21 protein-coding genes are annotated in these 22,163 nt (G+C 71.4%); 6 read left to right on the forward strand and 15 right to left on the reverse strand.

Features of this window, described 5'->3' with window-relative positions; translation table 11 throughout:
- Window positions 1-148: 148 nt before the first annotated feature.
- The 5 genes from ACZ7C5_RS27270 to ACZ7C5_RS27290 all read right to left on the reverse strand — a co-directional run bounded on the left by ACZ7C5_RS27270 (window position 149) and on the right by ACZ7C5_RS27290 (window position 5,789).
- Window positions 149-1,498: an ATP-binding protein gene (locus ACZ7C5_RS27270; protein ID WP_401088567.1), complete on the reverse strand. Its 1,350-nt coding sequence runs from the start codon at window positions 1,496-1,498 to the stop codon at window positions 149-151.
- A 75-nt stretch (window positions 1,499-1,573) separates the two neighbouring features.
- Entirely contained in the window at window positions 1,574-3,163 is a 1,590-nt protein-coding gene (locus ACZ7C5_RS27275; protein ID WP_401088565.1) for an SCO6880 family protein, read from the reverse strand.
- Between the two features lie 7 nt (window positions 3,164-3,170).
- Complete coding sequence (locus ACZ7C5_RS27280; RefSeq protein ID WP_470323633.1) at window positions 3,171-4,442, reverse strand: hypothetical protein; 1,272 nt, start codon at window positions 4,440-4,442, stop codon at window positions 3,171-3,173.
- Complete coding sequence (locus ACZ7C5_RS27285) at window positions 4,432-5,262, reverse strand: hypothetical protein (RefSeq protein WP_470323634.1); 831 nt, start codon at window positions 5,260-5,262, stop codon at window positions 4,432-4,434. The genes ACZ7C5_RS27280 and ACZ7C5_RS27285 overlap by 11 nt, the downstream gene beginning before the upstream one ends.
- A 176-nt stretch (window positions 5,263-5,438) precedes the next feature.
- Window positions 5,439-5,789 carry a hypothetical protein gene (locus ACZ7C5_RS27290; RefSeq protein WP_470323635.1) on the reverse strand — a complete coding sequence of 117 codons (351 nt, stop codon included), beginning with the start codon at window positions 5,787-5,789 and terminating at the stop codon, window positions 5,439-5,441.
- 248 nt (window positions 5,790-6,037) lie between these two features.
- Here ACZ7C5_RS27290 and ACZ7C5_RS27295 point away from each other — a divergent pair, with 248 nt between their 5' ends.
- Both ACZ7C5_RS27295 and ACZ7C5_RS27300 read left to right on the forward strand, forming a co-directional pair.
- Window positions 6,038-7,213 (forward strand): C40 family peptidase, encoded by a 1,176-nt coding sequence (locus ACZ7C5_RS27295; protein WP_401088557.1) that lies wholly within the window; start codon window positions 6,038-6,040, stop codon window positions 7,211-7,213.
- A gap of 202 nt (window positions 7,214-7,415) precedes the next feature.
- Window positions 7,416-8,141 (forward strand): phosphatase PAP2 family protein, encoded by a 726-nt coding sequence (locus ACZ7C5_RS27300; RefSeq protein WP_470323636.1) that lies wholly within the window; start codon window positions 7,416-7,418, stop codon window positions 8,139-8,141.
- 42 nt (window positions 8,142-8,183) lie between these two features.
- Here ACZ7C5_RS27300 and ACZ7C5_RS27305 read toward each other — a convergent pair whose 3' ends face one another.
- Complete coding sequence (locus ACZ7C5_RS27305; protein WP_401088553.1) at window positions 8,184-8,375, reverse strand: hypothetical protein; 192 nt, start codon at window positions 8,373-8,375, stop codon at window positions 8,184-8,186.
- Window positions 8,376-8,537: 162 nt separating this feature from the next.
- On the opposite strand from ACZ7C5_RS27305, the gene ACZ7C5_RS27310 reads away from it, so the two are divergent.
- Both ACZ7C5_RS27310 and ACZ7C5_RS27315 read left to right on the forward strand, forming a co-directional pair.
- A complete protein-coding gene (locus ACZ7C5_RS27310) occupies window positions 8,538-9,437 on the forward strand; it encodes an SCO4651 family lipoprotein (RefSeq protein WP_401088551.1) in 900 nt (299 codons plus the stop codon).
- A gap of 220 nt (window positions 9,438-9,657) precedes the next feature.
- Entirely contained in the window at window positions 9,658-9,846 is a 189-nt protein-coding gene (locus ACZ7C5_RS27315) for a hypothetical protein (protein ID WP_223244828.1), read from the forward strand.
- A 72-nt stretch (window positions 9,847-9,918) separates the two neighbouring features.
- On the opposite strand, the gene ACZ7C5_RS27320 is transcribed toward ACZ7C5_RS27315, so the two are convergent.
- A complete protein-coding gene (locus ACZ7C5_RS27320) occupies window positions 9,919-10,284 on the reverse strand; it encodes a metal-sensitive transcriptional regulator (protein ID WP_401088549.1) in 366 nt (121 codons plus the stop codon).
- 356 nt (window positions 10,285-10,640) lie between these two features.
- Here ACZ7C5_RS27320 and ACZ7C5_RS27325 point away from each other — a divergent pair, with 356 nt between their 5' ends.
- Both ACZ7C5_RS27325 and ACZ7C5_RS27330 read left to right on the forward strand, forming a co-directional pair.
- The gene (locus tag ACZ7C5_RS27325; RefSeq protein WP_188298808.1) at window positions 10,641-11,261 is read left to right on the forward strand and encodes a DUF47 domain-containing protein; all 621 of its coding nucleotides are present in this window, start codon (window positions 10,641-10,643) and stop codon (window positions 11,259-11,261) included.
- Window positions 11,262-11,266: 5 nt separating this feature from the next.
- A complete protein-coding gene (locus ACZ7C5_RS27330; protein WP_401088548.1) occupies window positions 11,267-12,262 on the forward strand; it encodes an inorganic phosphate transporter in 996 nt (331 codons plus the stop codon).
- Window positions 12,263-12,415: 153 nt separating this feature from the next.
- Here ACZ7C5_RS27330 and pstB read toward each other — a convergent pair whose 3' ends face one another.
- The 8 genes from pstB to mshD form a co-directional block, all read right to left on the reverse strand.
- A complete protein-coding gene (gene pstB / locus ACZ7C5_RS27335; protein WP_188298806.1) occupies window positions 12,416-13,192 on the reverse strand; it encodes a phosphate ABC transporter ATP-binding protein PstB in 777 nt (258 codons plus the stop codon).
- A 42-nt stretch (window positions 13,193-13,234) separates the two neighbouring features.
- A complete protein-coding gene (gene pstA, locus ACZ7C5_RS27340; RefSeq protein ID WP_401088545.1) occupies window positions 13,235-14,305 on the reverse strand; it encodes a phosphate ABC transporter permease PstA in 1,071 nt (356 codons plus the stop codon).
- The gene (pstC, locus tag ACZ7C5_RS27345) at window positions 14,302-15,279 is read right to left on the reverse strand and encodes a phosphate ABC transporter permease subunit PstC (protein ID WP_401088543.1); all 978 of its coding nucleotides are present in this window, start codon (window positions 15,277-15,279) and stop codon (window positions 14,302-14,304) included. The genes pstA and pstC overlap by 4 nt, the downstream gene beginning before the upstream one ends.
- 151 nt (window positions 15,280-15,430) lie before the next feature.
- The gene (gene pstS, locus ACZ7C5_RS27350) at window positions 15,431-16,564 is read right to left on the reverse strand and encodes a phosphate ABC transporter substrate-binding protein PstS (RefSeq protein ID WP_401088541.1); all 1,134 of its coding nucleotides are present in this window, start codon (window positions 16,562-16,564) and stop codon (window positions 15,431-15,433) included.
- A gap of 227 nt (window positions 16,565-16,791) precedes the next feature.
- Window positions 16,792-17,328 carry an NUDIX hydrolase gene (locus ACZ7C5_RS27355; RefSeq protein ID WP_470323637.1) on the reverse strand — a complete coding sequence of 179 codons (537 nt, stop codon included), beginning with the start codon at window positions 17,326-17,328 and terminating at the stop codon, window positions 16,792-16,794.
- A 1-nt stretch (window position 17,329) separates the two neighbouring features.
- Complete coding sequence (locus ACZ7C5_RS27360) at window positions 17,330-18,418, reverse strand: CHAD domain-containing protein (RefSeq protein WP_470323638.1); 1,089 nt, start codon at window positions 18,416-18,418, stop codon at window positions 17,330-17,332.
- 104 nt (window positions 18,419-18,522) lie between these two features.
- Entirely contained in the window at window positions 18,523-20,700 is a 2,178-nt protein-coding gene (locus ACZ7C5_RS27365; RefSeq protein ID WP_401088884.1) for an RNA degradosome polyphosphate kinase, read from the reverse strand.
- Window positions 20,701-21,073: 373 nt separating this feature from the next.
- Entirely contained in the window at window positions 21,074-22,042 is a 969-nt protein-coding gene (mshD, locus tag ACZ7C5_RS27370; RefSeq protein ID WP_470323639.1) for a mycothiol synthase, read from the reverse strand.
- Window positions 22,043-22,163: the final 121 nt, after the last annotated feature.

Here is a 22,163-nt window from a genome sequence, read left to right on the forward strand (position 1 = left end):
GTGGACAGCACCGGCGATCGGGCATGTGTTGCGTCAGCGAAGCCTAGGGTCAACGCGCGTAGCTGTCAGGACGTCGGACGTAACGAGAGGATTACCTCCTGACGAACCGTCGCCGTCCGCCGGGTGCGGAGCCCGTGGAGGGCGCCCCTCAGACCCCCGGCTCGGCGGCCAGGTGCCGCTCCGCGCGCGCCCGTTCGGCCACCGCGTCCTCGGTCATCGCCCGGTCCGTGTAGACCAGCGGTCGCTCCGCCTCGGTGATGATGTGCTTGACCACCTGGACGTTCCCGTTGACGTCCCAGACCGCGATGCCCGGCGAGAGCGTGGGAATGATCTCCACCGCCCAACGTGGCAGGCCCAGCACCCGGCCGGTCGCCCGCGCCTCCTCGGCCTTCTGCATGTAGATCGTCCGGGTGGAGGCCATCTTCAGGATCGCCGACGCCTCCTTGGCCGCCGCGCCGTCCACCACGTCCGACAGGTGGTGCACCACCGCGACGAAGGAGAGCCCGAGCCGGCGGCCGAACTTCAGCAGCCGCTGGAACAGCTGGGCCACGAACGGGCTGTTGATGATGTGCCAGGCCTCCTCGACCAGGAAGATGCGCTTCTTCCGGTCCGGCCTGATCCAGGTGTGCTCCAGCCACACCCCGACGATCGCCATCAGGATCGGCATCGCGATCGAGTTGCGGTCGATGTGCGAGAGGTCGAAGACGATCAGCGGCGCGTCCAGGTCGATGCCGTCGGTGGTCGACCCGTCGAACATGCCGCGCAGGTCACCGTCGACCAGCCGGTCCAGCACCAGCGCCACGTCCAGGCCCCAGGACTGCACCTCGTCCACCGATACGCCCAGCGACTCCACCGAGGACAGCTCGGGGTTGCGCAGGGTGTCGATGATGTCGTCCAGCACCGGCTGGCGGTCCTGCACCGAGGCCACCACGTGGGCGTGCGCGGCCTTCAGCGCGAAGCCGGCCCGCTCCTCCAGCCCGCGCCCCATCGCCACCTCGACGATGGTGCGCAGCAGCGACAGCTGGCCGGTCTGGGTGATCGCCGGGTCCAGCGGGTTGAGCTTCACCCCGCCGTCCCTGGCCGCCATCGGGTCCAGCCGGATCGACTTTATCCCCAGCGCGTTGGCGATCAGGTTCCACTCGCCCACGCCGTCCTCGCCCTGCGCGTCCAGCACCACGACCTGGCGGTCACGGAACCTCAACTGCCGCAGCACGTACGTCTTCTCCAGCGCCGACTTGCCGTTCCCCGACTCGCCGAGCACCAGCCAGTGCGGGGCCGGCAGCTGCTGCCCGTACAGCTGGAAGGGGTCGTACACGTACCCCTTGCCGCTGTACACCTCGCGGCCGATGATCACGCCGGAGTCGCCCAGCCCGGGCGCGGCCGTGGGCAGGTAGACGGCCTGCGCCTGGCCGGTGGAGGTGCGCACCGGCAGGCGGGTGGTCTCCACCTTGCCGAACATCAGGCTGGTGAACGCCTCGGTGAGGTTGCCGATCGCCATGGGCGGCCTCCTGTCGGGTCGGCGGTGGACGGGTACGGATGCATCCGGGGGTCGGACGTGCTCAGCGGGTCGTGCTCAGCGGCGGATGCCGGTGGCGAACGGGAGGGTGTTGACGAAGGCCCTGTGGTGCTCGCGGTCGCACCACTCCAGCTTGAGGTAGCTCTTGCCGGCCGAGGCCCGGATGGTCCGCTTGTCGCGGGCCAGCGCGTCGGGATTGCGCGAGGAGACCGTGATGTAGCCGACCAGGTTCACGCCCGCCGCGCCGGAGGCCAGGTCGTCGCCGCGCTGGTCCACCCGGCCGGTGTGGGCCAGGTCGCGCGGGTCGACCGTGCGGTTCATCTTGGCCGCACGGCTGGCCTCGGCCTCGTCGTTGGTCTTCTCGGTCAGCATCCGCTCGATCGCGACGTCGGTGGGCTCCAGGTCCATCGTCACCGCGACGGTGCGGATCACGTCCGGGGTGTGCACCAGCAGCGGCGCCAGGAAGTTGACGCCCACCGGGGTGAGCGGCCACTCCTTGATCCACGCCGTGGCGTGGCACCACGGCTCCCTGGTCGCCGACTCGCGGGTCTTCGCCTGGAGGTACTGCGGGTGCGTCGCGTCCAGCTCGGCCGGCCAGGCGTTGCGCCGGGACATCGCCTGGATGTGGTCGATCGGGTGGTCCGGGTCGTACATCGAGTGCAGCAGCGAGGAGAGCCTGGCCTGCCCCAGCGGCTGGCGCACCCGGATGTCCGCCTCGGCCAGCCGGGCGCAGATGTCGGTCAGCTCGCGCGCCATCACGGCCGCCAGCCCCTCGTCGTCCCGCGCCCGGCGCCCGGCGGCACGCTGTTCATCGGCACTGCGGCCCATCGCGTGCGCCTCGGCGGCCAGGTCGCGGGTGTAGTGCATGCAGGCCACCAGGTACGCCCGGTGCTGCTCCGAGGAGGTCGACACCATCGACTGGAGCTGGTCGTACGAGTCCTTCAGCCAGCGTGGCGAGGCCGGATCGCCGCGGCGGTCCACGTCCTTGGCGTGCGCGTCCGGATCGGCCGGCAGCGTCCGGGCCAGGATCTGGAGACGGGTCACGAAGCCGTCGCCGTTCGCGACGTGCTTCAGCAGCGTGCCGAAGCGGTCGACCAGCGCCTCCTGGTCCTCCGAGTCGCGCAGCCCGACGCCCGGGCCCTCGATCTCGATCGCGGCCGTCACCGTGCGCCGCTCCAGGTGCATCAGCACCCCGACCTCGTCCGGACCGAACGGCGCCGTCAGCCAGCGCAGCCGCCCCACCCCGGGCGGCGGACCGACCTCCACCTCCCGGCCGTCCAGCCGGGTGCCGGCGTCCATCACGTCCGAGCGCCACACCGCCCGCCCGCTGCGGACCGTCCGCCGGTAGGTGCGGTTGATCTCCACCCACTTGTAGAACGTCCGCTTGCGGTACGGCACGTACACCGCCGCGATGGCGAGCACGGGCAGACCGACCAGACCGCCGATCCGCAGTGGCAGGATCGGCATCAGCAGGCCCCAGAGCATGCCGAGGAAGGCCCCGAAGATGATCATGATGATCTCGCCGGACTCCCGGTTCCGGCCGATCGGCGCGTTCGGGCGGGCCTTGCCGATCAGGTAGGTGCGGCGCTGGTGCACGTACGGCTGGGCGTACTGGGCACCGTACTGGCCGAGCGGTTCACTGCTCACTTACCCGTCACCCTCCCTTCGCTGGATTGCTGTCGCGGACCGGAGCCGAGACCTGCTTCGGCCCGGCCTGCGGCGGTGGGGCCGGCGTCCGGCCCGCGTGGGCGGCGATGCCCGGCGCGACCGAACCACCGCCGGCGCCCCCGCCGCCACCCGAGCCGGCCCCCGGCAGACCGCGCTCGCCGTGGGTGGAGATGCCCTGCTTCATCAGGTTCGCGGTTCCGTTGATCATCGCCGAACCGGCCTGCACGGCATTGGCCCTGGCCTGGCGCATGTTCAGGATCTCGTCCCCGAAGCCCGGCACGAACCGGTAGACCGCGGCGCTCGCGAAGATCGACAGGAACAGGATCGCCAGGCCGGACAGCACCCGGGCGAAGTCGTCGTCGGCCCCGGCCCCGGTCGCCACCGCGCCCGCCAGGCCCATGATGACCACGATGATCGGCTTCGCCAGGTCCACCGCCAGCATCACCCCCGCCCAGCGCCGCACATGCTTCCACAGCTGCCGGTCCACCAGCCCCGCGTACACCGCCGTACCCAGCAGCGCACCCACGTACAGCATCGCCGCCCGGATCAGCAGCTCGACCCAGAGCACCGCCGCCGCCAGCACCGCGACCAGCGACACGATCACCAGGATCAGCGGGCCACCGCCCACGTCCCCCTTCTCCAGCGTGTCGGCGAACCCGCTCAGGTACGACCCGGTGTCCGTCTTCGTCCCGACCGAGATCGTCTTGGTCAGACCGTCCGTCACGCTCACCACGGTGAACAGGATCAACGGCGTGAACGCGGACGCCACCACCGTCAGCCACAGGAAGCCGATCGCCTCCGAGAACGCCGCCGTCAGCGGCGCCCCCCGCACCGCCCGCTTCGTCACCGCCAGCAGCCACAGCACCAGGGTGATCACCGTCGACACGGCGAACACCACGGCGTACTGCTGGAGGAACGACGCGTTGGTGAAGTCCACCTGCGTCGTCCCGTCGATCGCCCCCGACAGCTTCCGCACCACCCACGCCGCGGCCTGAGCGCAGCTCTTGGCCAGCGCCCCGAGCGGATCGGCCACGTTCCCGACGGTGCCGCCCCCAGGAATCGAACCTCCAGGCTTGGAAGCACAGTAGACGTCACTGCCGGGCAGTGGCAGGACATCACAGTTGTTGCTGGCCGAAGGGCTCGGTTCAGCGAAGGCGCGGGACGCCATGGCGATGGCTGTGATCTGGAACAGGACCAGGGCCGTGACGACCCGGCTGTACCGAGGAGGCCGTTTCCCGACCACACCGTCAACGCGCATAGCGGAACCCTCCGAACTGCTCTGCTGATCCGGCGATCTCATCCGCTGTGGCCGCCTGCTGGTCGCCTGGCATGGGGGCCGGGCCTGACTTGCGAGTGAAGTCGGTGAGCTTCCAGTCGCTGCCCGTCCAGTGCAGCGAGAGGGTGAGGGTGAACCAGTTGGTGGTCACCGGCTGGACGGAGCGCTCGCCGGCGAGGCCGGTGAGGCCGGTGCACCACACCTCGACCTTGGCGTCGCCGTCGGTGTACGCCGCCGACTTGGCGCCGACCGGGACGGTACGGCTGACGAAGGTGAGGCCCTTGGGCGCGTGCCCCTGGGCGTCGAGGCCGTAGCGGGTGACGGTGTCGCCGCCGAAGCCCTGGTCCAACCGGCTCTGGAGCCCCGCCAGGGCGCCCGGGTCGGCGATGGTGGCGACGATGCCGTGCCGGCTGTCGGTGCGGAACATGTCCGCCGAGCCGATCGCCACCGCGTAGTTGGTGGCGGCGGACTGGGCGCCCGGCTCGGTGTGCGGGTAGCCGGTCGGGATGCCGTTGGCGGTGGTGCCGACGGGCTGGTCGCCGCTGGGGGCGGGGCCGGCGCCGGAGGCAGCGCTGGGGGCGGCCCGGTCGGCGGAGCCGCCGCCGCCACCGCTGCCGCTGGCTCCGGCCTCAGGCTTGACGCGGTTGGCGATGGCGATGGCCACCACGAGCAGCGTGACGACCACCAGGACGGTCAGCAGGGCCCGCAGCGGCCGGGACTGACGGTAGCTCGGCTGGGGGGAGGACTGTTCGCCGACCGGCAGCCGCGTACGGGTGTGCGGCTGGTCGTCGGACAACGGCACGGCGGCCCTCCTGGTGCGGGGAGCCGGGGCGGCTCCGGGGGCCCTCCGCCCGGGGGCGGGCGCGGACGGAGGGTGGGAACGGGGGTGGAGACGGGGTGGACTCCCGGCGGCCGGCCACCGGAGGGACCCGGACGGGGAACCGGTCCCGGACAGGCCGGACTACTGCTGTCCGATCGTCAGATCGCCATGCCGTAGACAATGGTGAACAGAGTGCCGAGTGATCCGATGATGAACACGCCGGTCAGTCCGGCGACGATCAGCCCCTTGCCCTGTTCGGCGCCGAAGCTGTCGCGCATCGCGGTCGCACCGATCCGCTGCTTGGCCGCACCCCAGACCGCGAGGCCGAGGCAGATGAGGATGGCGACGGCCATGACGACCTCGACCATCACCCGGGCCTCCGACCCGAGGGTCGCGAACGGGCCCCAGTCCGGGGCGATTCCGCCGATGATGGTGTCGATGTTCGGCTTCTTGGGGGGGTCCTCGGCCAGGTGGCCGACCGCATTGGTGTGCTCGCTGCTCAGGTTCATTTCCATCTCACCGCCCGATCAGGCAAATTCAAGGGCCCGGACCCGGCCCGCGCGAAGGGTCGGGGCCTATTCTTGGCCAGATCTGATGTCGACTTGGCTACTTCTCGCAGATTGGTCGTGAGGCGTCGGACACGTACGCGAGGATGTACACCGTACGAAGGATAGCGCTCACTGTTCGTATCTCTGATGATTGCGGTGAGCAACGCCTTCCGGGACACTTCGACTGACGATTCGTCGGGATGGTGCTGATGGTACTCCGGAAGGCCGGGACGGCCGCCGCCGCTGCGGGAGTTGTCGCGTTCGGGTTCATCGGGCTGGTGACGATGGGGACTTATGCGGCAAGTGGGACGCCGAAACAGGCGGCGAATCGTTCCTCCCTCTCCCCGGGAACGGTCCCGGCGGCCTATCAGGAGCCGATCCAGAAGTGGGGCTCGCTGTGCTCGGCGATCTCCCCGCCGATGCTCGCGGCACAGCTGTACCAGGAGAGCGGTTTCGACCCCAGGGCGCGGTCCGGCGTCGGGGCCCAGGGAATGGCGCAGTTCATGCCGGGCACCTGGGCGATGTACGGAACGGACGCGAACGGGGACGGCCGCAAGGACGTCTGGGACCCGTACGACGCGATCGCCTCGGCGGCGGTCTACGACTGCGCGCTCGCCAAGGACGTCGCCAACGTCCCGGGCGACCCGCAGGCCAACGTGCTGGCCGCCTACAACGCCGGCCCGTACGCGGTGACGCGCAACGGCGGCATCCCGCCGTACCGGGAGACCCAGGGCTACGTGCGGAACATCCAGGCGATGGCCCGCAGCTTCACCGCGCCGGACTCGCCGGCCGCGCCGGTGGAGGCGTCCCCGCAGTCGGCGGCCGCGATCTACTTCGCGCAGACCAAGCTCGGCACCCCGTACCTGTGGGGCGGCGACGGCCTGCCCTCGCAGAACGGGCGGTTCGACTGCTCGGGCCTGACCCAGGCCGCGTTCGCCAGCGTGGGCATCACGCTGCCCCGGGTGGCCAACGACCAGTGGTACGCCGGGCCGCACCCGTCGCGCGATCAGCTGCGGCCGGGCGACCTGGTGTTCTGGGCGACGGACCTGGGCGATCCGCGGAGCATCCACCACGTCGGGATCTACGTCGGCGGCGGCTACATGATCAACGCGCCGCACACCGGGGCGGTGATCCGCTACGACAAGATCGACAGCAGGGAGTACATCGGCGCGACCCGGGTCACCTCGGACGGCGCCCAGGCACTGCCGACCCGCAACGGCGACGGCGCGGTCAACGCCCCGAGCCGCCCGAGCGAGACGGCGCCCACCGCCCCCGCCGGAAGCGGGGGCGGCACACCGGGCAACACCCCGGCGACCCCCGTCCGGGCCGCCGCGGCCGCCCCGCTCGCACCGGCCGGGGTGAGCCCCACCGGGGCGGGACGGTAGCCCTGGGGCGGCCGGGACAACGGGGACGACCGGGACCTGTGTGCGCACTGTGGACGCTGAGTCACGTTTCCATAACCGCGCGTTTCCATGGAACGCTGTGTCCCGGCGATGACGTTGGGTCCGGTGGTCCCCCGTCAGCTCCCCGTGCCGGGCGGGCCCCGGCGGGAACGTACAGGTGCAGCGGACCAGAAGGAGGTGCGGCGTGTCGACGCCGCTTGCCGACACGACCAACCCCGACCTCGACCTGCTCTACGCCGTCAACGGCCTGGCCAAGCGCTCCCCGGAGTGGCTGGACCACCTGGTCTCGTGGATCGGCGAGTACGGCATCCTGATCGGCCTGGCGATGCTCGGCCTGGTGGCCTGGCTCCAGGCCAGGCGCCGTCCGGACGCGCCGGTGGCGATGGCCGGGCTGCTCTGGGTGCCGCTCTCGGTGGCCGTCGCCGAGCTGGCCAACCTGCCGATCGCCGCGATCGTCGACCGCCCGCGCCCCTTCGTCGACCATCCGGGGCTGCTGGTGCTGGTGGAGGGCAAGGCCGGCACCCACTCCTTCGTCAGCGACCACTCGACCATGACCATGGGCGTCGCGGTGGGGCTGTTCCTGGTGAACCGCAGGCTCGGCTGGATCGCCGGCGGGCTGGCCCTCCTCCAGGGCTTCTGCCGGATGTTCATGGGCGTCCACTACCCCACCGACGTGATCGGCGGCTTCGCGCTCGCCGTCGCCGTGGTGCTGCTGCTGGCGCCGATCGCGATGGCGGTGCTGGTGCCGTTCTGCCACGCGCTGAGCCGTACCGCCGTCGGCCCGCTGATCCGGACGTCCGAGCGCGGTGGCACGGCCGCCCGCGGCGGGGCCGGTCCGCGCGGCCGCCGGCGCGGACGCGGGGCCGTACGGGCCGGGGAGCAGCCGCCGGAGTCCGACCTCGCGGCCTGACGCCCCATAAGCACACAGGCCGGCGCACGGGGCCGCGTGCGGTCAGTCCGGCTCGGCGCCGCTCTCGGCGAGGTGGTCGGCCCCCTCGCGGCGGGCCAGGTCGCGCGAGCGACGGGCCGGCGAGTACCAGCCGCAGCTACAGGTCGCGAAGGCGAAGGAGCCGCGCTCGCTGACCGCGAGGCGGTGTTCGGGCATCCGGGCGGTGCCGGGTGCGGCCGGCAGCTCACTGTGCACGTGGTTCACCGTAACGCGCCGGACGGGTGCCGCGCGACGCCCGCCGGAGGCCGGGCACCCGTAACCCCTGGCGCCCCAACTCGTTTACCCGGAAAGAGTTCTGCCCACCCGGCGGTGTCCGGCAGGGCAGTCGGGCCCGAGGGGGTTGTCGCGGGAATGAAGATGACCGACCAGCAGCACACCGGACGGCCGGCACGCCGCCCGGGTCCGCGCCTGCGCTCGGCGGCCGGGGCCGCCCTGCTCGTCGCCGCCCTGGCGGCGGGGGCCGCCGGCTGCGCGGCCGGCTCCGGCGGCGGTTCCTCCGACCAGCAGTCGGGCGCCCCCGACCAGCTCGTCGCGGACCCGCTGACGGCGGTGCGCAACGCCGCCGACATCACCGGCCGCACCGGCTCCGCGCACACCGCGACCGAGCTGGTCACCGAGTCCGCCGAGAAGAAGGCCTCGTTCAGCGGCACCGGCGGCTACGACTACGTGAAGCGGATCGGCCGGCTGGAGGTCCAGGTGCCGCCGGGCGCGGCGACCACGGGGAAGATCGTCGAGGTGGTCCTGCCGGGCACCGTCTACCTCCAGAACAGCGGCGCCAAGGTCCCCGAGGGCAAGTGGGTCAAGCTGGACGTGCGCCAGCTGCCGGACGGCAACCTGGTCAGCAGCGGCGCCACCGACCCGGCCTCGGCGGCGGGGGCGCTGCGCGGGGCGCAGAAGGCGGAGGCGGTCGGCTCCGAGACCGTCGACGGGGTGGCGCTGCACCACTACCGGGGCACCCTGGACCTGGCCAAGGCGGCCGACGCGACCGGTGGCCGGGGCGGGGACGGGCTGCGGATGGGCGCGCAGACCTTCACCGTCAGGGAGGTGCCGTACGACGCCTGGCTGGACGACCGGGGCCGGCTGCGCAAGGTGGTGGAGGTGTTCACCTTCGCCGGGGTGGCCGGGTCGAAGGAGCCCAGGGACCAGGTGAAGGTGACCTCGACGACCTCGCTGACGGACTTCGGCAAGCCGGTGGAGGCGGCCGAGCCCTCGGCCTCGGACATCTACCAGATGAAGCCGACGGAGAGCCCGAAGTAGGGCGGGTGGTCCGGCAGGCCCCGGGCCACCGGGGCAGCGCTCCGGCGCCGGGGCGAGACGGGGCGCCGCCGGGACGGGTGGCCGTCCGGGGAGCGACGGCCACCCGTTTCGGCGGCGCCGAGATGGCCCGTCCGTGCCATGTGGACGGGCCCCGAAGTGCCTAGGCTGGACTCCGGGTGGCTGCCGCCCGGGCTGGCGAGGCACTGAAGGGGTGGTGCAGGTGGTGTCGTCCACGGGCGGCCGCAGCGGCGGCCACGACGACGCGGCCCTCGACGAGATCGATCTGGCCGGCGAGCTGATGATCGCCGCGACGGCCAGCTCCGGCGACCGGCTGCCGACCGAGCGGATCGACGAGGTGCTGCTCGACCGGACCGAACCCGGACGGGGCGACCGGGAGGCCGACGGTTAGCTGGCCCCGCGGCTGGCGGCCGGAGCGACGGACGGGTGCGGCGACGGACGGGGGCACCGGAGTGCCGGCGGCTCAGCTGCGCAGCAGGCGGCTGATCGCCGCGGTGGCCTCCGCCACCTTGGCGTCCAGTTCGGCGCCGCCCTCCTCGGCGGCCGCGGCGACGCAGTGCCGCAGGTGCTCCTCCAGCAGGGAGAGCGCGAAGGACTGCAACGCCTTGGTGCTGGCCGAGACCTGGGTGAGCACGTCGATGCAGTAGACGTCCTCGTCGACCATGCGCTGGAGGCCGCGGATCTGGCCCTCGATCCGGCGCAGCCGCTTGAGGTGGGCGTCCTTCTGCGCGCTGTAGCCGTGCGGGCCGTGCCCTCCGGCCGCGTGGCCGGCGTGCGGGTCGGTCCCCTGCGCGTGCTCCGGCTCGGTGCGCGCTTGCGTCGTGGTCATCGGCCCGCCTTCGTCTCAGTGCCTGGTGGCTGCGTCGGCCACCAGTCTCCAACACCCGGGCCTTCCGTGGTGTTCCGACGGCCGACCCGGCATGTGCCACGGAGTCGGGGAGGGGTGCCCCGCGGTTCACCCGTCTGAGCGGCGCCCCGGTCTTCCGCACGCACGACGGGGACAATCCGGGCGAGGTTCCGTCAGACTGGGCCCGTATCCGTACGTGGCGGTGCGGTCCGGATCAGCCGGTGCGGCAGCCGAACGGAAGGGGAGGGTCCGGCTCCTTCCCCGACACCCCGTTTGCGTGATTGCGCTTGGTTGCACCTAGCATCGTTCAGTCCCTACCCCGCACATCGGAGATTTCCGTGCGTTTTAGCCTGACGCCGAAGGAGACGAGCTTCTACGACATGTTCGCCGCCGCGGCGGAGAACCTCGTCGTCGGATCGAAGCTCCTCTTGGAGCTGCTGGGATCAGACGTGTCGGCCCGCGCGGAGATCGTCGAGCGCATGCGCGCCGCCGAACACGCCGGGGACGACACCACCCATGCCGTCTTCCACCAGCTGAACTCGTCCTTCATCACGCCCTTCGACCGCGAGGACATCTACAGCCTCGCCTCGTCGCTGGACGACATCATGGACTTCATGGAGGAGGCGGTCGACCTGGTCGTCCTCTACGACATCCAGACCCTGCCGAAGGGCGTCGAGCAGCAGATCGAGGTGCTGGCGCGCGCCGCGGAACTCACCGCCGCGGCGATGCCCAACCTGCGCAGCATGTCCAACCTCACCGAGTACTGGATCGAGGTCAACCGGCTGGAGAACCAGGCCGACCAGATCCACCGCAAGCTGCTCGCCCACCTGTTCTCCGGTCAGTACGACGCCATCGAGGTCCTCAAGCTCAAGCAGGTCGTGGACGTCCTTGAGGAGGCGGCGGACGCGTTCGAGCACGTCGCCAACACGGTGGAGACCATCGCCGTCAAGGAGTCCTGACCCTCGTGGACATGGCAGCACTCATCGCCGTCGTCGGCGTTGCGTTCTTCTTCACGTACACCAACGGCTTCCACGACTCGGCGAACGCGATCGCCACCTCGGTCTCCACCCGGGCGCTCACCCCCCGGGCGGCACTGGCGATGGCCGCGGTGATGAACCTGGCCGGCGCGTTCCTCGGCAGCGGCGTGGCGCACACCGTCTCCAAGGGCATCATCGAGACCCCCACCGGCGATCGGGGGATGGCGATCCTGTTCGCCGCCCTGATCGGGGCGATCGCCTGGAACCTGGTCACCTGGTACTTCGGTCTTCCGTCCTCCTCCTCGCACGCGCTGTTCGGCGGCATGGTGGGCGCGGCGCTGGCCGGCGGGGTCGACGTGATCTGGAGCGGGGTCCTCGACAAGATCATCATCCCGATGATCGTCTCCCCGGTGGTCGGCCTGGTCGGCGGCTTCCTGGTGATGCTGGCGATCCTGTGGATCTTCCGCCGGGCCAACCCGCACAAGGCCAAGCGCAACTTCCGGGTCGCCCAGACCGCCTCGGCCGCCGCGATGGCCCTGGCTCACGGTCTCCAGGACGCCCAGAAGACGATGGGCATCGTGGTCCTGGCCCTGACCATCTCCGGCCACCAGTCCGGCAACGGGATCCCGGTCTGGGTGAAGATCTCCTGCGCGGCCATGCTCTCGCTGGGCACCTACGCGGGCGGCTGGCGGATCATGCGGACGCTCGGCCGCAAGATCATCGAGCTGGACCCGCCGCAGGGCTTCGCGGCCGAGGCGACCTCCGCAGCGGTCATGTACATCACCTCGTTCGTCTTCAAGGCGCCGATCTCCACCACCCACGTGATCACCGCGGCGATCATGGGCGCGGGGGCCACCAAGCGGGTCCGCGCGGTGCGCTGGGGCGTCGCCAAGAACATCGTGCTCGGCTGGTTCATCACGATGCCGGCGGCCGCCATCGTCGCAGCGCTGATGTACTGGTTCGTCCACCTGTTCTGGGGCTGACGGCCCCGCAGGAAGCGTGAACGGGCAGGGCCCGCCCCCACATCTCGGGGGCGGGCCCTTTTCCATGTCCCGTGGCGGCACCGCCATGCAGCACCACGGGACAGCTCGCGGTCCGTCACGCGCGACGGCGGCGCCCGTGACGGGGTGTCCGGTCTAGCCGAAGCGGCCGGAGATGTAGTCCTCGGTCGCCTGGACCTGCGGGTTGGAGAAGATCCGCTGGGTGTCGTCCAGCTCGACCAGCTTGCCCGGCTGGCCGACGCCGGCCAGGTTGAAGAAGGCGGTGCGGTCGCTGACGCGGGCCGCCTGCTGCATGTTGTGGGTCACGATGACGATGGTGAACTGCTCCTTCAGCTCGCCGATCAGGTCCTCGATGGCGAGGGTGGAGATCGGGTCGAGCGCGGAGCAGGGCTCGTCCATCAGCAGGACCTGGGGCTCGACCGCGATGGCGCGGGCGATGCACAGGCGCTGCTGCTGACCGCCGGAGAGGCCGGCCCCCGGCTTGTTCAGCCGGGTGTGGACCTCCTTCCAGAGGTTGGCGCCCTTCAGCGAGCGCTCCACCACCTCGTCCAGCACGGACTTCTTCTTGACGCCGGCGAGCCGGAGCCCGGCGATCACGTTGTCGTAGATCGACATGGTGGGGAACGGGTTCGGGCGCTGGAACACCATGCCGACCGCGCGGCGCACGGCGACCGGGTCGACGTTGGAGGCGTACAGGTTCTCGTCGTCCAGGAGGACCTTGCCCTCGACCCGGGCGCCCGGGATCACCTCGTGCATCCGGTTGAGGGTCCGCAGGAAGGTGGACTTGCCGCAGCCGGAGGGGCCGATGAAGGCGGTCACCGAGCGGGGCTCGATGCTCATCGAGATGTCCTCGATGGCCTTGGTGGTGCCGTAGAAGGCCGACAGTCCGCTGACGTCGATGCGCTTGGCCATGATCGTTGCTTCTCTCGTCTGTCTCGTACGTCAGTCGGTCGCTCAGTGCCCGCCCTTGGGCGAGCGCCAGCGGGCGATGCCCCGGGCGATGAGGTTGAGCCCCATCACGAAGGCGATCAGCACCAGCGCGGCACCCCAGGCACGGGCGTAGCCGTAGTCGTTGTTCACCTGCGAGTACTGCGTCCAGATGTACATCGGCAGGGACTGCTGCGGTCCGTCGAACGGGTTGTTGTTGATGTAGTCGGCGCCGAACACCAGCATCATCACCGGGGCGGTCTCGCCCGTGATGCGGGCGACCGCGAGCATCACACCGGTGGTGATGCCGCCGATCGCGGTGGGGAGGACGACCCGCAGGATGGTCTTCCACTTCGGCACGCCGAGCGCGTACGAGGCCTCGCGCAGCTCGTTCGGGACGAGCTTCAGCATCTCCTCGGTGGACCGGACCACGACCGGCATCATCAGGATCGCCAGCGCGAGGCTGCCCGAGAAGCCGGAGTAGCCGAAGCCCAGCGCGAGGTTCCAGAGCGAGAGGATGAACAGACCGGCGACGATCGACGGGATGCCCGTCATGACGTCGACGAAGAAGGTGACCGCCTTGGCGAGCGTGCCGCGGCCGTACTCGACCAGGTAGACGGCGGTCAGCAGACCGATGGGGGCGGCGATCGCGGTGGCCAGGCCGACCTGCTCCAGGGTGCCGATCAGCGCGTGGTAGATGCCACCGCCGGGCCCGGACTGGATCACGCCCTTCATGGAGTGGCCCAGGAAGTCGGCGTCGACCACGTCGAGGCCCTGCTGGACGGTGTAGAAGGTCAGGGCGACCAGCGGGACGACGGCCAGGATGAAGGCGACCCAGACCACCGAGGTGGCGAACCGGTCCTTGGCCTGCCGGCGGCCCTCGATCCCGGCCGAGAGGGCGTAGCTGATCAGGAGGAAGAGCAGGGCCGAGATCAGGCCCCACTGGAGGTGGCTCTCCAGGCCGCCGACCAGGCCGATCCCGCAGCCGAGCGCGATCGAGCCGGCGGCGACGGCGGCCGGGGCCCAGGTGGGCAGGCGGTTGGCGGTCAGTGGACGGCCGACGGGCCGGGCGTCCTCGACGATGTCGGTGACGGTCATGCGTTGGCCCCCGAGTACTCCTTGCGGCGGGCGATGATCAGTCGCGCGGCACCGTTCACCAGCAGGGTGATGACGAACAGGACGAGGCCGGAGGCCATCAGCGCGTTGCGGCCGTTGTCACCGGCCTCGGCGAACTTCAGCGCGATGTTCTGCGCGAAGGTGCCGCCGCCCGCGTCGAGGATGTGCGGCGACAGGACGTTGCTGGCGGACAGCACCACCGCGACCGCGATGGTCTCGCCGAGCGCGCGGCCGAGGCCGAGCATCGAGGCCGAGATGATGCCGGGGCGGCCGAACGGCAGCACCGCGGTGCGGATCATCTCCCAGCGGGTCGCGCCGAGCGCGAGCGCCGCCTCCTCGTGCATCCGCGGCACCTGTCGGAACACCTCGCGGGAGACCGCGGTGATGATCGGCAGGACCATGATCGCCAGCAGGATGCCGACGGTGAACAGGTTGCGCGGGGTGCCGGTCCTGGTCTGGTCGAAGATGTACGTCCAGCCCAGGTACTCGTCGAGCCAGCTGGTCAGGCCGTCCAGGTGGGGCACCAGGAAGAGCGCACCCCAGAGGCCGTAGACGATGCTGGGGACGGCGGCGAGCAGGTCGACCAGGTAGGCGAACGGCTGGGCGATCCGGCGCGGTGCGTAGTGCGAGATGAACAGCGCGATCCCGATCGCCACCGGGACGGCGATCGCCATCGCGATGACGGCACTGACGATGGTGCCGAAGGCCAGGACGGCGATGCCGAAGACGGGCTTCGGGGCGTCCGGCGTCCACTCGAAGCTGGTGAGGAAGTTGCCTTCGTTGGTGCTCAGGGCCAGGACCGACCGCCAGGTCAGGAACGCGGCGATGGCGGCCATGATGACCAGCAGCAGGATGCCCGAGCCCCGGGCGAGGTTCATGAAGATCTTGTCGCCGACCCGGCTGTCGCGCGGCCGGCGTTCCCTGCCTCGCGGGGCGGCAGGGGAGGATGAAGTCATTGGTCTACTCCGGTCTGGTGGTGCCGCCCCGGGAAGGGGGTCGGCACCATGGCGGCGGTGCCCCGGACGTGGTGCTGGATGTGGTCCGTTCCGGTGGGGCGACCCCGGCCCCCCTCGCTCACGGGGCCGCCCCACCGGGGGTCCTGTCGGGTCAGGCCAGGGTGGCGATGACGCCGTTGACCTTGTCGGTGACGGCCTTCGGCAGCGGGACGTAGCCCTTCTCGCCGACGGCCTTCTGACCCGTCTCGCTGGCGGTGTAGGTCAGGAAGGACTTCAGGGTGTCGAGGGTCTCGGCCTTGTTGCCCTTGTCGCAGACGATCTCGTACGTGATCAGGACCAGGGGGTAGGAGCCCTCTTCCTTGGTCGCGTAGTCGAGCTTCAGCGCGAGGTCGCTGCCGGTGCCGGCGGCCTGCGCCTTGGCGATGGTGGAGGCGGCGTTCTCGGCGGTGGCCTCGACCGGCTTGGAGGCGCCCGTGTTGATCGCGGCGCTCTTCAGGCTGTTGGTCTGGGCGTAGGCCAGCTCGACGTAGCTGATCGAGTTCTTGACCTGCTTCACCTGGGCCGAGACACCGGCGCTGCCGTTGGCCGACTGGCCGCCCTTGCCCGCCCAGGCCTTGCCGGCCGGGTAGGACCAGGCGCCGCCGCCGGCGGCGGCGAAGTACTTGGTCAGGTTCTCGGTGGTACCGGCGTCGTCCGAGCGGTGGAAGGTCTGGATGTCCGCGTCCGGCAGCTTGGCGCCCGGGTTGAGGGCGGCGATCGCCGGGTCGTTCCACTTGGTGATCTGCGAGTCGAAGATCTTGGCGGAGGTCGGGCCGTCCAGGACCAGCTTGTCGACGCCGTCGACGTTGAAGACCAGCGAGATCAGGCCGCCGACCATCGGCAGGTCGATGCCCTGGCCGCCGGTGCAGACCGCCTTGGAGGCCTCGACCTCGGCCGGCTTCAGGGCCGAGTCGGAGCCGGCGAACTGGATCTTGCCCTGGTTGAACTGCTGGATGCCGGCGCCGGAGCCGCCACCCTGGTAGTTGATCGTGGTGCCGGAGCAGGCGGCGGCGAAGCTGGTCTTCCAGACGTCCATCGCGGCGCCCTGCGCGGTCGAACCGGCCGAGATCAGCGAACCGGGCTTGCCACAGTTGATCGCGCCGCCGGCCGCGGCGGAGCCGCTGGAGCCGCCGGCCGCGGTCGTGTTGTTGTTGTCCGACCCGCAGGCGGCGAGCGACAGCGAGCTGACGAGCGCCATGGCACCGATCGCGAGGGCCTTGGAGCGGCCGTTCCGCTGGAGCTTCACAGGGGTGTCCCTTTCTGTGGCATTGCCCTCTGCGCAGGCCGTACGGGTACGGCCCGACGCGGGTTTTGCTGTGGTCCGGGGCCTGTCCGGCCCTCCGGTGGTCCCGAAGTTAGGCCGGGGAAGTGACACGTCAGCCGGTCACAAGTGAACGTAGAGTGAACCTCGGAGGGATGACAGGAAACTACGTCAGGTAGTAACGGTTGCGTCACGGCAAGGGCGCGGGAAGATCACTTCCACTGTTCCTTCACCGGCGCCGCCCCCGCGGCCCGCACCGGCTTCGCCCCCAGGATCGCCAGCAGGGCGTCGACCAACGACCGGTCGTGGTCGTGGGTGAGCCGCGCACGCGCCTTCCCGGCCGGCAGCCACTCCAGCCGGTCCACCTCCCGGTTCGGCCGGAAGGACCCGCTCGCCGGCACCGCCGCCCAGTAGCGGACCTCCTTAGGACGGCCCTGCACCCGGTAGTGCCGGGCGGGCAGCTCGGGGCCCAGCAGACAGCGGAAGCCGGTCTCCTCCCTGACCTCGCGCAGCGCCGCGTCGACCACGCCCTCGCCCGCTTCGAGCTTGCCCTTCGGCAGGCTCCAGTCGTCGTACTTCGGCCGGTGGATCACCGCGATCCGGGGCCGCCCCAGCCGGCCGCTCTTCTTCAGCCGGCCGGGCAGCCACAGCACCGCGCCCGCCGCCAGGACCACCGAGGCGTGCCCCCTCCCGGGCGCGGCCTGGGCCTCCGCCAGGCCGCCGCCGGGGTGTTCGCCCAGCCCGGACACCTCAGACCGTCCTCGGCGCGGCCGCGTGCCCCCAGGCATCGGCCGGGAGGAGGTCCAGCCAGCCGTCCGGGCCCGGCGGCAGCTCGGGCCAGCGCCGGCCGAAGGCGTACCGCGCCGACTCCACCTCCAGCCGCTGGTCGGCGTGCACCACGCCCAGCACGTACGCGGTCGCCGGGGTGATCCGCGGGGTGCGTGCCGCGGTGGCGGCGGTGACCGCGGCGTCCGCGGCCTCCTGCTGCCTGGCCAGCACCACGTCCAGCTCGTCCAGCTCGGAGGACGCGCGGCCGCACACCTCCAGCGCGTACCTGGCCCGCTTCACCAGGATCCGCAGCCGGGCCCAGGGCGCGTCGTCGGCCGCCAGCGCGGTGTCCGCGTCCGTCGCGCCGCGGGAGGCCGGCACCATGCCCAGCCGGCGCATCCCGTCCCCGCCGTACGGCGTCGCGGCCCGGTGCAGCGGCAGCTGCTGGGCACCCGCGGACAGCGCCGCGAACGCGGCGGCGGCCTGCGGCAGCAGCACCGCCGGGGCCCGGCCGCCCGCCGACTCCAGCAGCGGCGTCTCGCCGACCAGCAGGGTCATCCGGTCCGCCAGCGCGTGCAGCCGGGCGGAGCGGAGCTCCTGGAGCACCGTGGAGTGCGCCCTGGTCCTGGCCAGGGTCAGCTGCCGGTCCAGCAGCGCCCGCGCCTTGGGGGCGCCCGCGTGGCCGGCCAGCATGCCCGTCCCGTCCGGGTCGGTGCCGCTCAGCGAGTCCAGCGCGCCCAGCAGCCGGGCCGAGCGGCGGACGTAGCCGGGCTCCAGCGCCAGCAGGTTGAGCAGCCAGCGCAGCTCGGTGCGCGACTCCTGCGCCCAGGTCTGCTCGAAGACCGAGCCGAAGGTGTGCAGCAGCCCGCCGACCCGCCGCACGGACCGCAGCAGGTCCGAGGTGCCGGCCGACGGGACGACCGAGGCCGTCCCCGGTCTGGCGCCGACCTCGCCCACCGCCAGCGGCAGCGCGCGCAGGAAGGCGCCGGCCTGGACGGTGAGGTGGCGGGAAAGGATGTCCCCGGCGGTCGCTGTGGAGGCCGCCTGGGCCGTCATCGGCGCTTCGGTCATGGCGTGGTAGATCCCCGTTCCCCCGGGGCGGTCCCCCGGAGCTGGTGGCCGACCGCCGGAACAGGTCCCCTTGCTGTTCCGGCGGCTTCGCATCCGTGGACGCGTCAGCGCGAGGTGGCGGCCCGGCGGCGCTGGCGCGAGTCGATCAGCAGGTCCTGGACGTGCCGCAGCTGCCCGCCCTCGCCGTCCTGCGAGCGGCGGGTCCACGCGCCGTCCGGCCCCAGGTGCCAGGACTCGGTCTCGTCCGACATCCCGAGGTCGATCAGCCCGGACAGCTCGGTGCGGTGCGCGGGATCGGTGATCCTCAGCAGCGCCTCGATCCGGCGGTCCAGGTTCCGGTGCATCATGTCGGCGCTGCCGATCCAGACCTCGGGATCGCCGTTGTTGCCGAACACGAAGACCCGGGAGTGCTCCAGGAAGCGGCCCAGGATGCTGCGGACCCTGATGTTGTCGCTCAGCCCTGGCACGCCCGGACGGATCGCGCAGATCCCGCGCACCCAGACGTCCACCGGCACCCCGGCCTGGGAGGCCCGGTACAGCGCGTCGATCAGGGCCTCGTCGACGATCGAGTTGACCTTGAGCTTCACGTACGCCGGGCGGCCCGCCCTGTGGTGGGCGATCTCGTTGTGGATCCGCGAGACCAGCCCGTCGCGCAGGCCGCGCGGGGCGGTCAGCAGGCGGCGGTAGGACTCGCGGCGCGAGTAGCCGGAGAGCCGGTTGAACAGGTCCGAGAGGTCCGCGCCGACCTGCGGGTCGGAGGTGAGCAGACCGAGGTCCTCGTACAGCCTGGCCGTCTTCGGGTGGTAGTTGCCGGTACCGACGTGCGAGTAGCGGCGCAGGGTGTCGCCCTCCTGCCGGACCACCAGCGAGAGCTTGCAGTGCGTCTTCAGCCCGACCAGGCCGTACACCACGTGACAGCCGGCCTCCTCCAGCTTGCGGGCCCACTTGATGTTGGCCTGCTCGTCGAAGCGCGCCTTGATCTCGACCAGCACCAGCACCTGCTTGCCGGACTCGGCCGCGTCGATCAGCGCGTCCACGATCGGCGAGTCACCGGAGGTGCGGTACAGGGTCTGCTTGATCGCCAGCACGTCCGGGTCGGCGGCGGCCTGCTCCAGGAAGGCCTGCACCGAGGTGGAGAAGCTGTCGTACGGGTGGTGCAGCAGGACGTCGCGCTCGCGCATCGCGACGAAGATGTCCGGCTGGGAGGCCGACTCGACGTCGGTCAGCCCGCGGGCCGTACCGGCCACGAACTTCGGGTACCTGAGCTCGGGCCGGTCCAGGTCGGCGATGCCGAACAGCCCGGTCAGGTCCAGCGGCCCGGGCAGCGGGAAGACCTCGGCCTCGGTGATGTTCAGCTCCCGCACCAGCAGGTCCAGGATGTACGGGTCGATCGACTCCTCGACCTCCAGCCGGACCGGCGGGCCGAAGCGCCGCCGCATCAGCTCCTTCTCCAGGGCCTTGAGGATGTTCTCGGTGTCGTCCTCCTCCACCTCCAGGTCCTCGTTCCGGGTGACGCGGAAGGCGTGGTGGGCCAGCACCTCCATCCCCGGGAAGAGCTCCTCCAGGTGCGCGCCCATGACGTCCTCCAGCGGGACGTACCGCTGGGGCGAGGCCTCCAGGAAGCGGGCCAGCGACTGCGGCACCTTGACGCGCGCGAAGTGCTTGTGGCCGGAGACCGGGTTGCGCACCACCACGGCCAGGTTGAGCGAGAGTCCCGATATGTACGGGAAGGGGTGCGCCGGGTCGACGGCCAGCGGGGTCAGGACGGGGAAGATCTTCTGCCGGAACAGCGTGTGCAGCCGGGCCTGCTCCTTCTCCGCCAGCTCCGACCAGCGGACCACCTCGATGCCCTCGGCGACGAGGTCCGGCAGCACCTCCTGCTGGAACGCGGCGGCGTGCCTGGCCATCAGCTCGCGCGAGCGGGTCCAGATCAGGTCCAGCACCTCGCGCGGCTGGAGGCCGGACGCGCTGCGCTGGGCGACGCCGGTGGCGATCCTGCGCTTGAGGCCGGCCACCCGGACCATGAAGAACTCGTCCAGGTTGCTCGCGAAGATCGCCAGGAACTTCGCCCGCTCCAGCAGCGGGATGCCCGGGTCCTCGGCCAGCTCCAGGACGCGCTCGTTGAACGCGAGCCAACTGCGCTCGCGGTCGAGGAAGCGGCCCTGCGGCAACGCTTCGAACTCCTCCTCGTCCGCGGCCGGCAGCTCCGGTGGAATGCCCAGCGCACTGGACATCCGGGCCGTCGGCGACAGCGGGGCAGAGACGGGGCGGGGGATGCTCATGGGCTCCAGCTCCTCCAGCAGCAGGACGGCGTCCGGACGCGTATGGCTCTGCGGGCCGTCGCCCTCGCCCCGGACCGAGCCCGGGGACAGCACCCACCCTCCGGGTGCGGTCCGTACAGGACCGGCCGGTGCGTGGCGGTCGACTCTGCACGAGCGAGACACTACGGACTTCATCCTGTGATCTTCGCGGCAGCAATTGAATCCACGGTAAACACCGCATGGCCAGGAGGAAAGCTGAGTCGGTCGGGGCAAGGGGTGTCGTCGTCCCGCCCCTCGCCCGCGGACCGTCCGGGTGCTCTCCCGGCCGCGGCCGACAGAGTCGAAAGGCCCGGAGAACCGGTCCGCGGTCGCGGCGGCCCCGCGGACGCGACGGCTAGGCCGACCGGTCCGCCCGGTACCGGGCCCGGTACATGAGGTCCACCTCGTGAACGGTGAATCCCAGTCGTTCGTAGACGCGCACGGCGGCTGGATTGTCGGCGTCGACGTAGAGGAGGACGGTTTCCAGTCCGCGCTCGCCGGGGCCGGTGCCGGTCAGGTGACGCAGGCCCGCCGCGGTCAGCGCGCGGCCGAGACCGCTGCCCTGCTCGGCCGGGTCCACCCCGACCACGTACACCTCGCCGAGCTCGGGCTCGGTGGCGGTCGCCGGGTGCACCTTGGTCCAGTGGAAGCCGACCACCGTGCCGGCGCGGGTGGCGAGGAAGAAGCCGGCCGGGTCGAACCAGGGCTCGGCGATCCGCTCGGCCAGGTCCTGGCCGGTCCAGGAGCCCTGCTCGGGGTGGTGGGCGAAGGCCAGGGCGTTCAGCCGCAGCCACTCGGCGTCGTCCTCCCCCGGACGGAAGGTGCGAAGCTCGATGCCCTCGGGGACGGCCACCTCCTCGGTCTGCGCGCCGGTGCGGCGCATCTGCCGCAGCTCACGGACCAGCTCGGCGTCGTAGGCCCCGGCCAGGTGCCGGGCCGCCGGGTGGCCGCCGTGCACCCAGAAGTCCACCGCGTCGCGCCCCGCCCGGTGGGCCTGCGCCAGGACGGCGTCCACCAGTGGACGGGCCAGACCGCGGCCACGGGCGGTCGGGTCGACCACCAGCTCGGCGGCGGGGTTGGCGGTCGGGTCCTCCGGCACTTCGAGCTGGCCGTAGCCGACGACGGGTCCGGCCTCGGGACCGGTCTCGACGAGGTGGGTCACGCCCGGGCGGGGCGTCTCGGCGTTGCGCAACCGGAGCCGGCCCTGTTCGGACACGGCGGCCCGGCCGTCCACTGCCTGGGCGTCCGCCAGAACTCGCAGGGCGCCGTCGCGCTGCTCGGGCCGGAGCACATCGTCCGCAATGACCGCTGTCTGATCGTCCATGCCCTGACGATACGTCACCGGAAATGCGAAAAGCCCCTGATCCGTTGGGATCAGGGGCTTTTCGGAAGAATTGTTCGGCGGCGTCCTACTCTCCCACAGGGTCCCCCCTGCAGTACCATCG

Source organism: Kitasatospora sp. NPDC036993 (assembly GCF_055607525.1).

Coding starts and splice junctions, on each gene's coding strand:
- ACZ7C5_RS27270 (WP_401088567.1), bottom strand. CDS start 1,498: ATGGCGATCGGCAACCTCACCGAGGCGTTCACCAGCCTGATGTTCGGC.
- ACZ7C5_RS27280 (WP_470323633.1), bottom strand. CDS start 4,442: ATGCGCGTTGACGGTGTGGTCGGGAAACGGCCTCCTCGGTACAGCCGG.
- ACZ7C5_RS27290 (WP_470323635.1), bottom strand. CDS start 5,789: ATGAACCTGAGCAGCGAGCACACCAATGCGGTCGGCCACCTGGCCGAG.
- ACZ7C5_RS27295 (WP_401088557.1), top strand. CDS start 6,038: ATGGTACTCCGGAAGGCCGGGACGGCCGCCGCCGCTGCGGGAGTTGTC.
- ACZ7C5_RS27310 (WP_401088551.1), top strand. CDS start 8,538: ATGACCGACCAGCAGCACACCGGACGGCCGGCACGCCGCCCGGGTCCG.
- ACZ7C5_RS27320 (WP_401088549.1), bottom strand. CDS start 10,284: ATGACCACGACGCAAGCGCGCACCGAGCCGGAGCACGCGCAGGGGACC.
- pstB (WP_188298806.1), bottom strand. CDS start 13,192: ATGGCCAAGCGCATCGACGTCAGCGGACTGTCGGCCTTCTACGGCACC.
- pstA (WP_401088545.1), bottom strand. CDS start 14,305: ATGACCGTCACCGACATCGTCGAGGACGCCCGGCCCGTCGGCCGTCCA.
- pstC (WP_401088543.1), bottom strand. CDS start 15,279: ATGACTTCATCCTCCCCTGCCGCCCCGCGAGGCAGGGAACGCCGGCCG.
- ACZ7C5_RS27360 (WP_470323638.1), bottom strand. CDS start 18,418: ATGACCGAAGCGCCGATGACGGCCCAGGCGGCCTCCACAGCGACCGCC.
- ACZ7C5_RS27365 (WP_401088884.1), bottom strand. CDS start 20,700: ATGAGCATCCCCCGCCCCGTCTCTGCCCCGCTGTCGCCGACGGCCCGG.
- mshD (WP_470323639.1), bottom strand. CDS start 22,042: ATGGACGATCAGACAGCGGTCATTGCGGACGATGTGCTCCGGCCCGAG.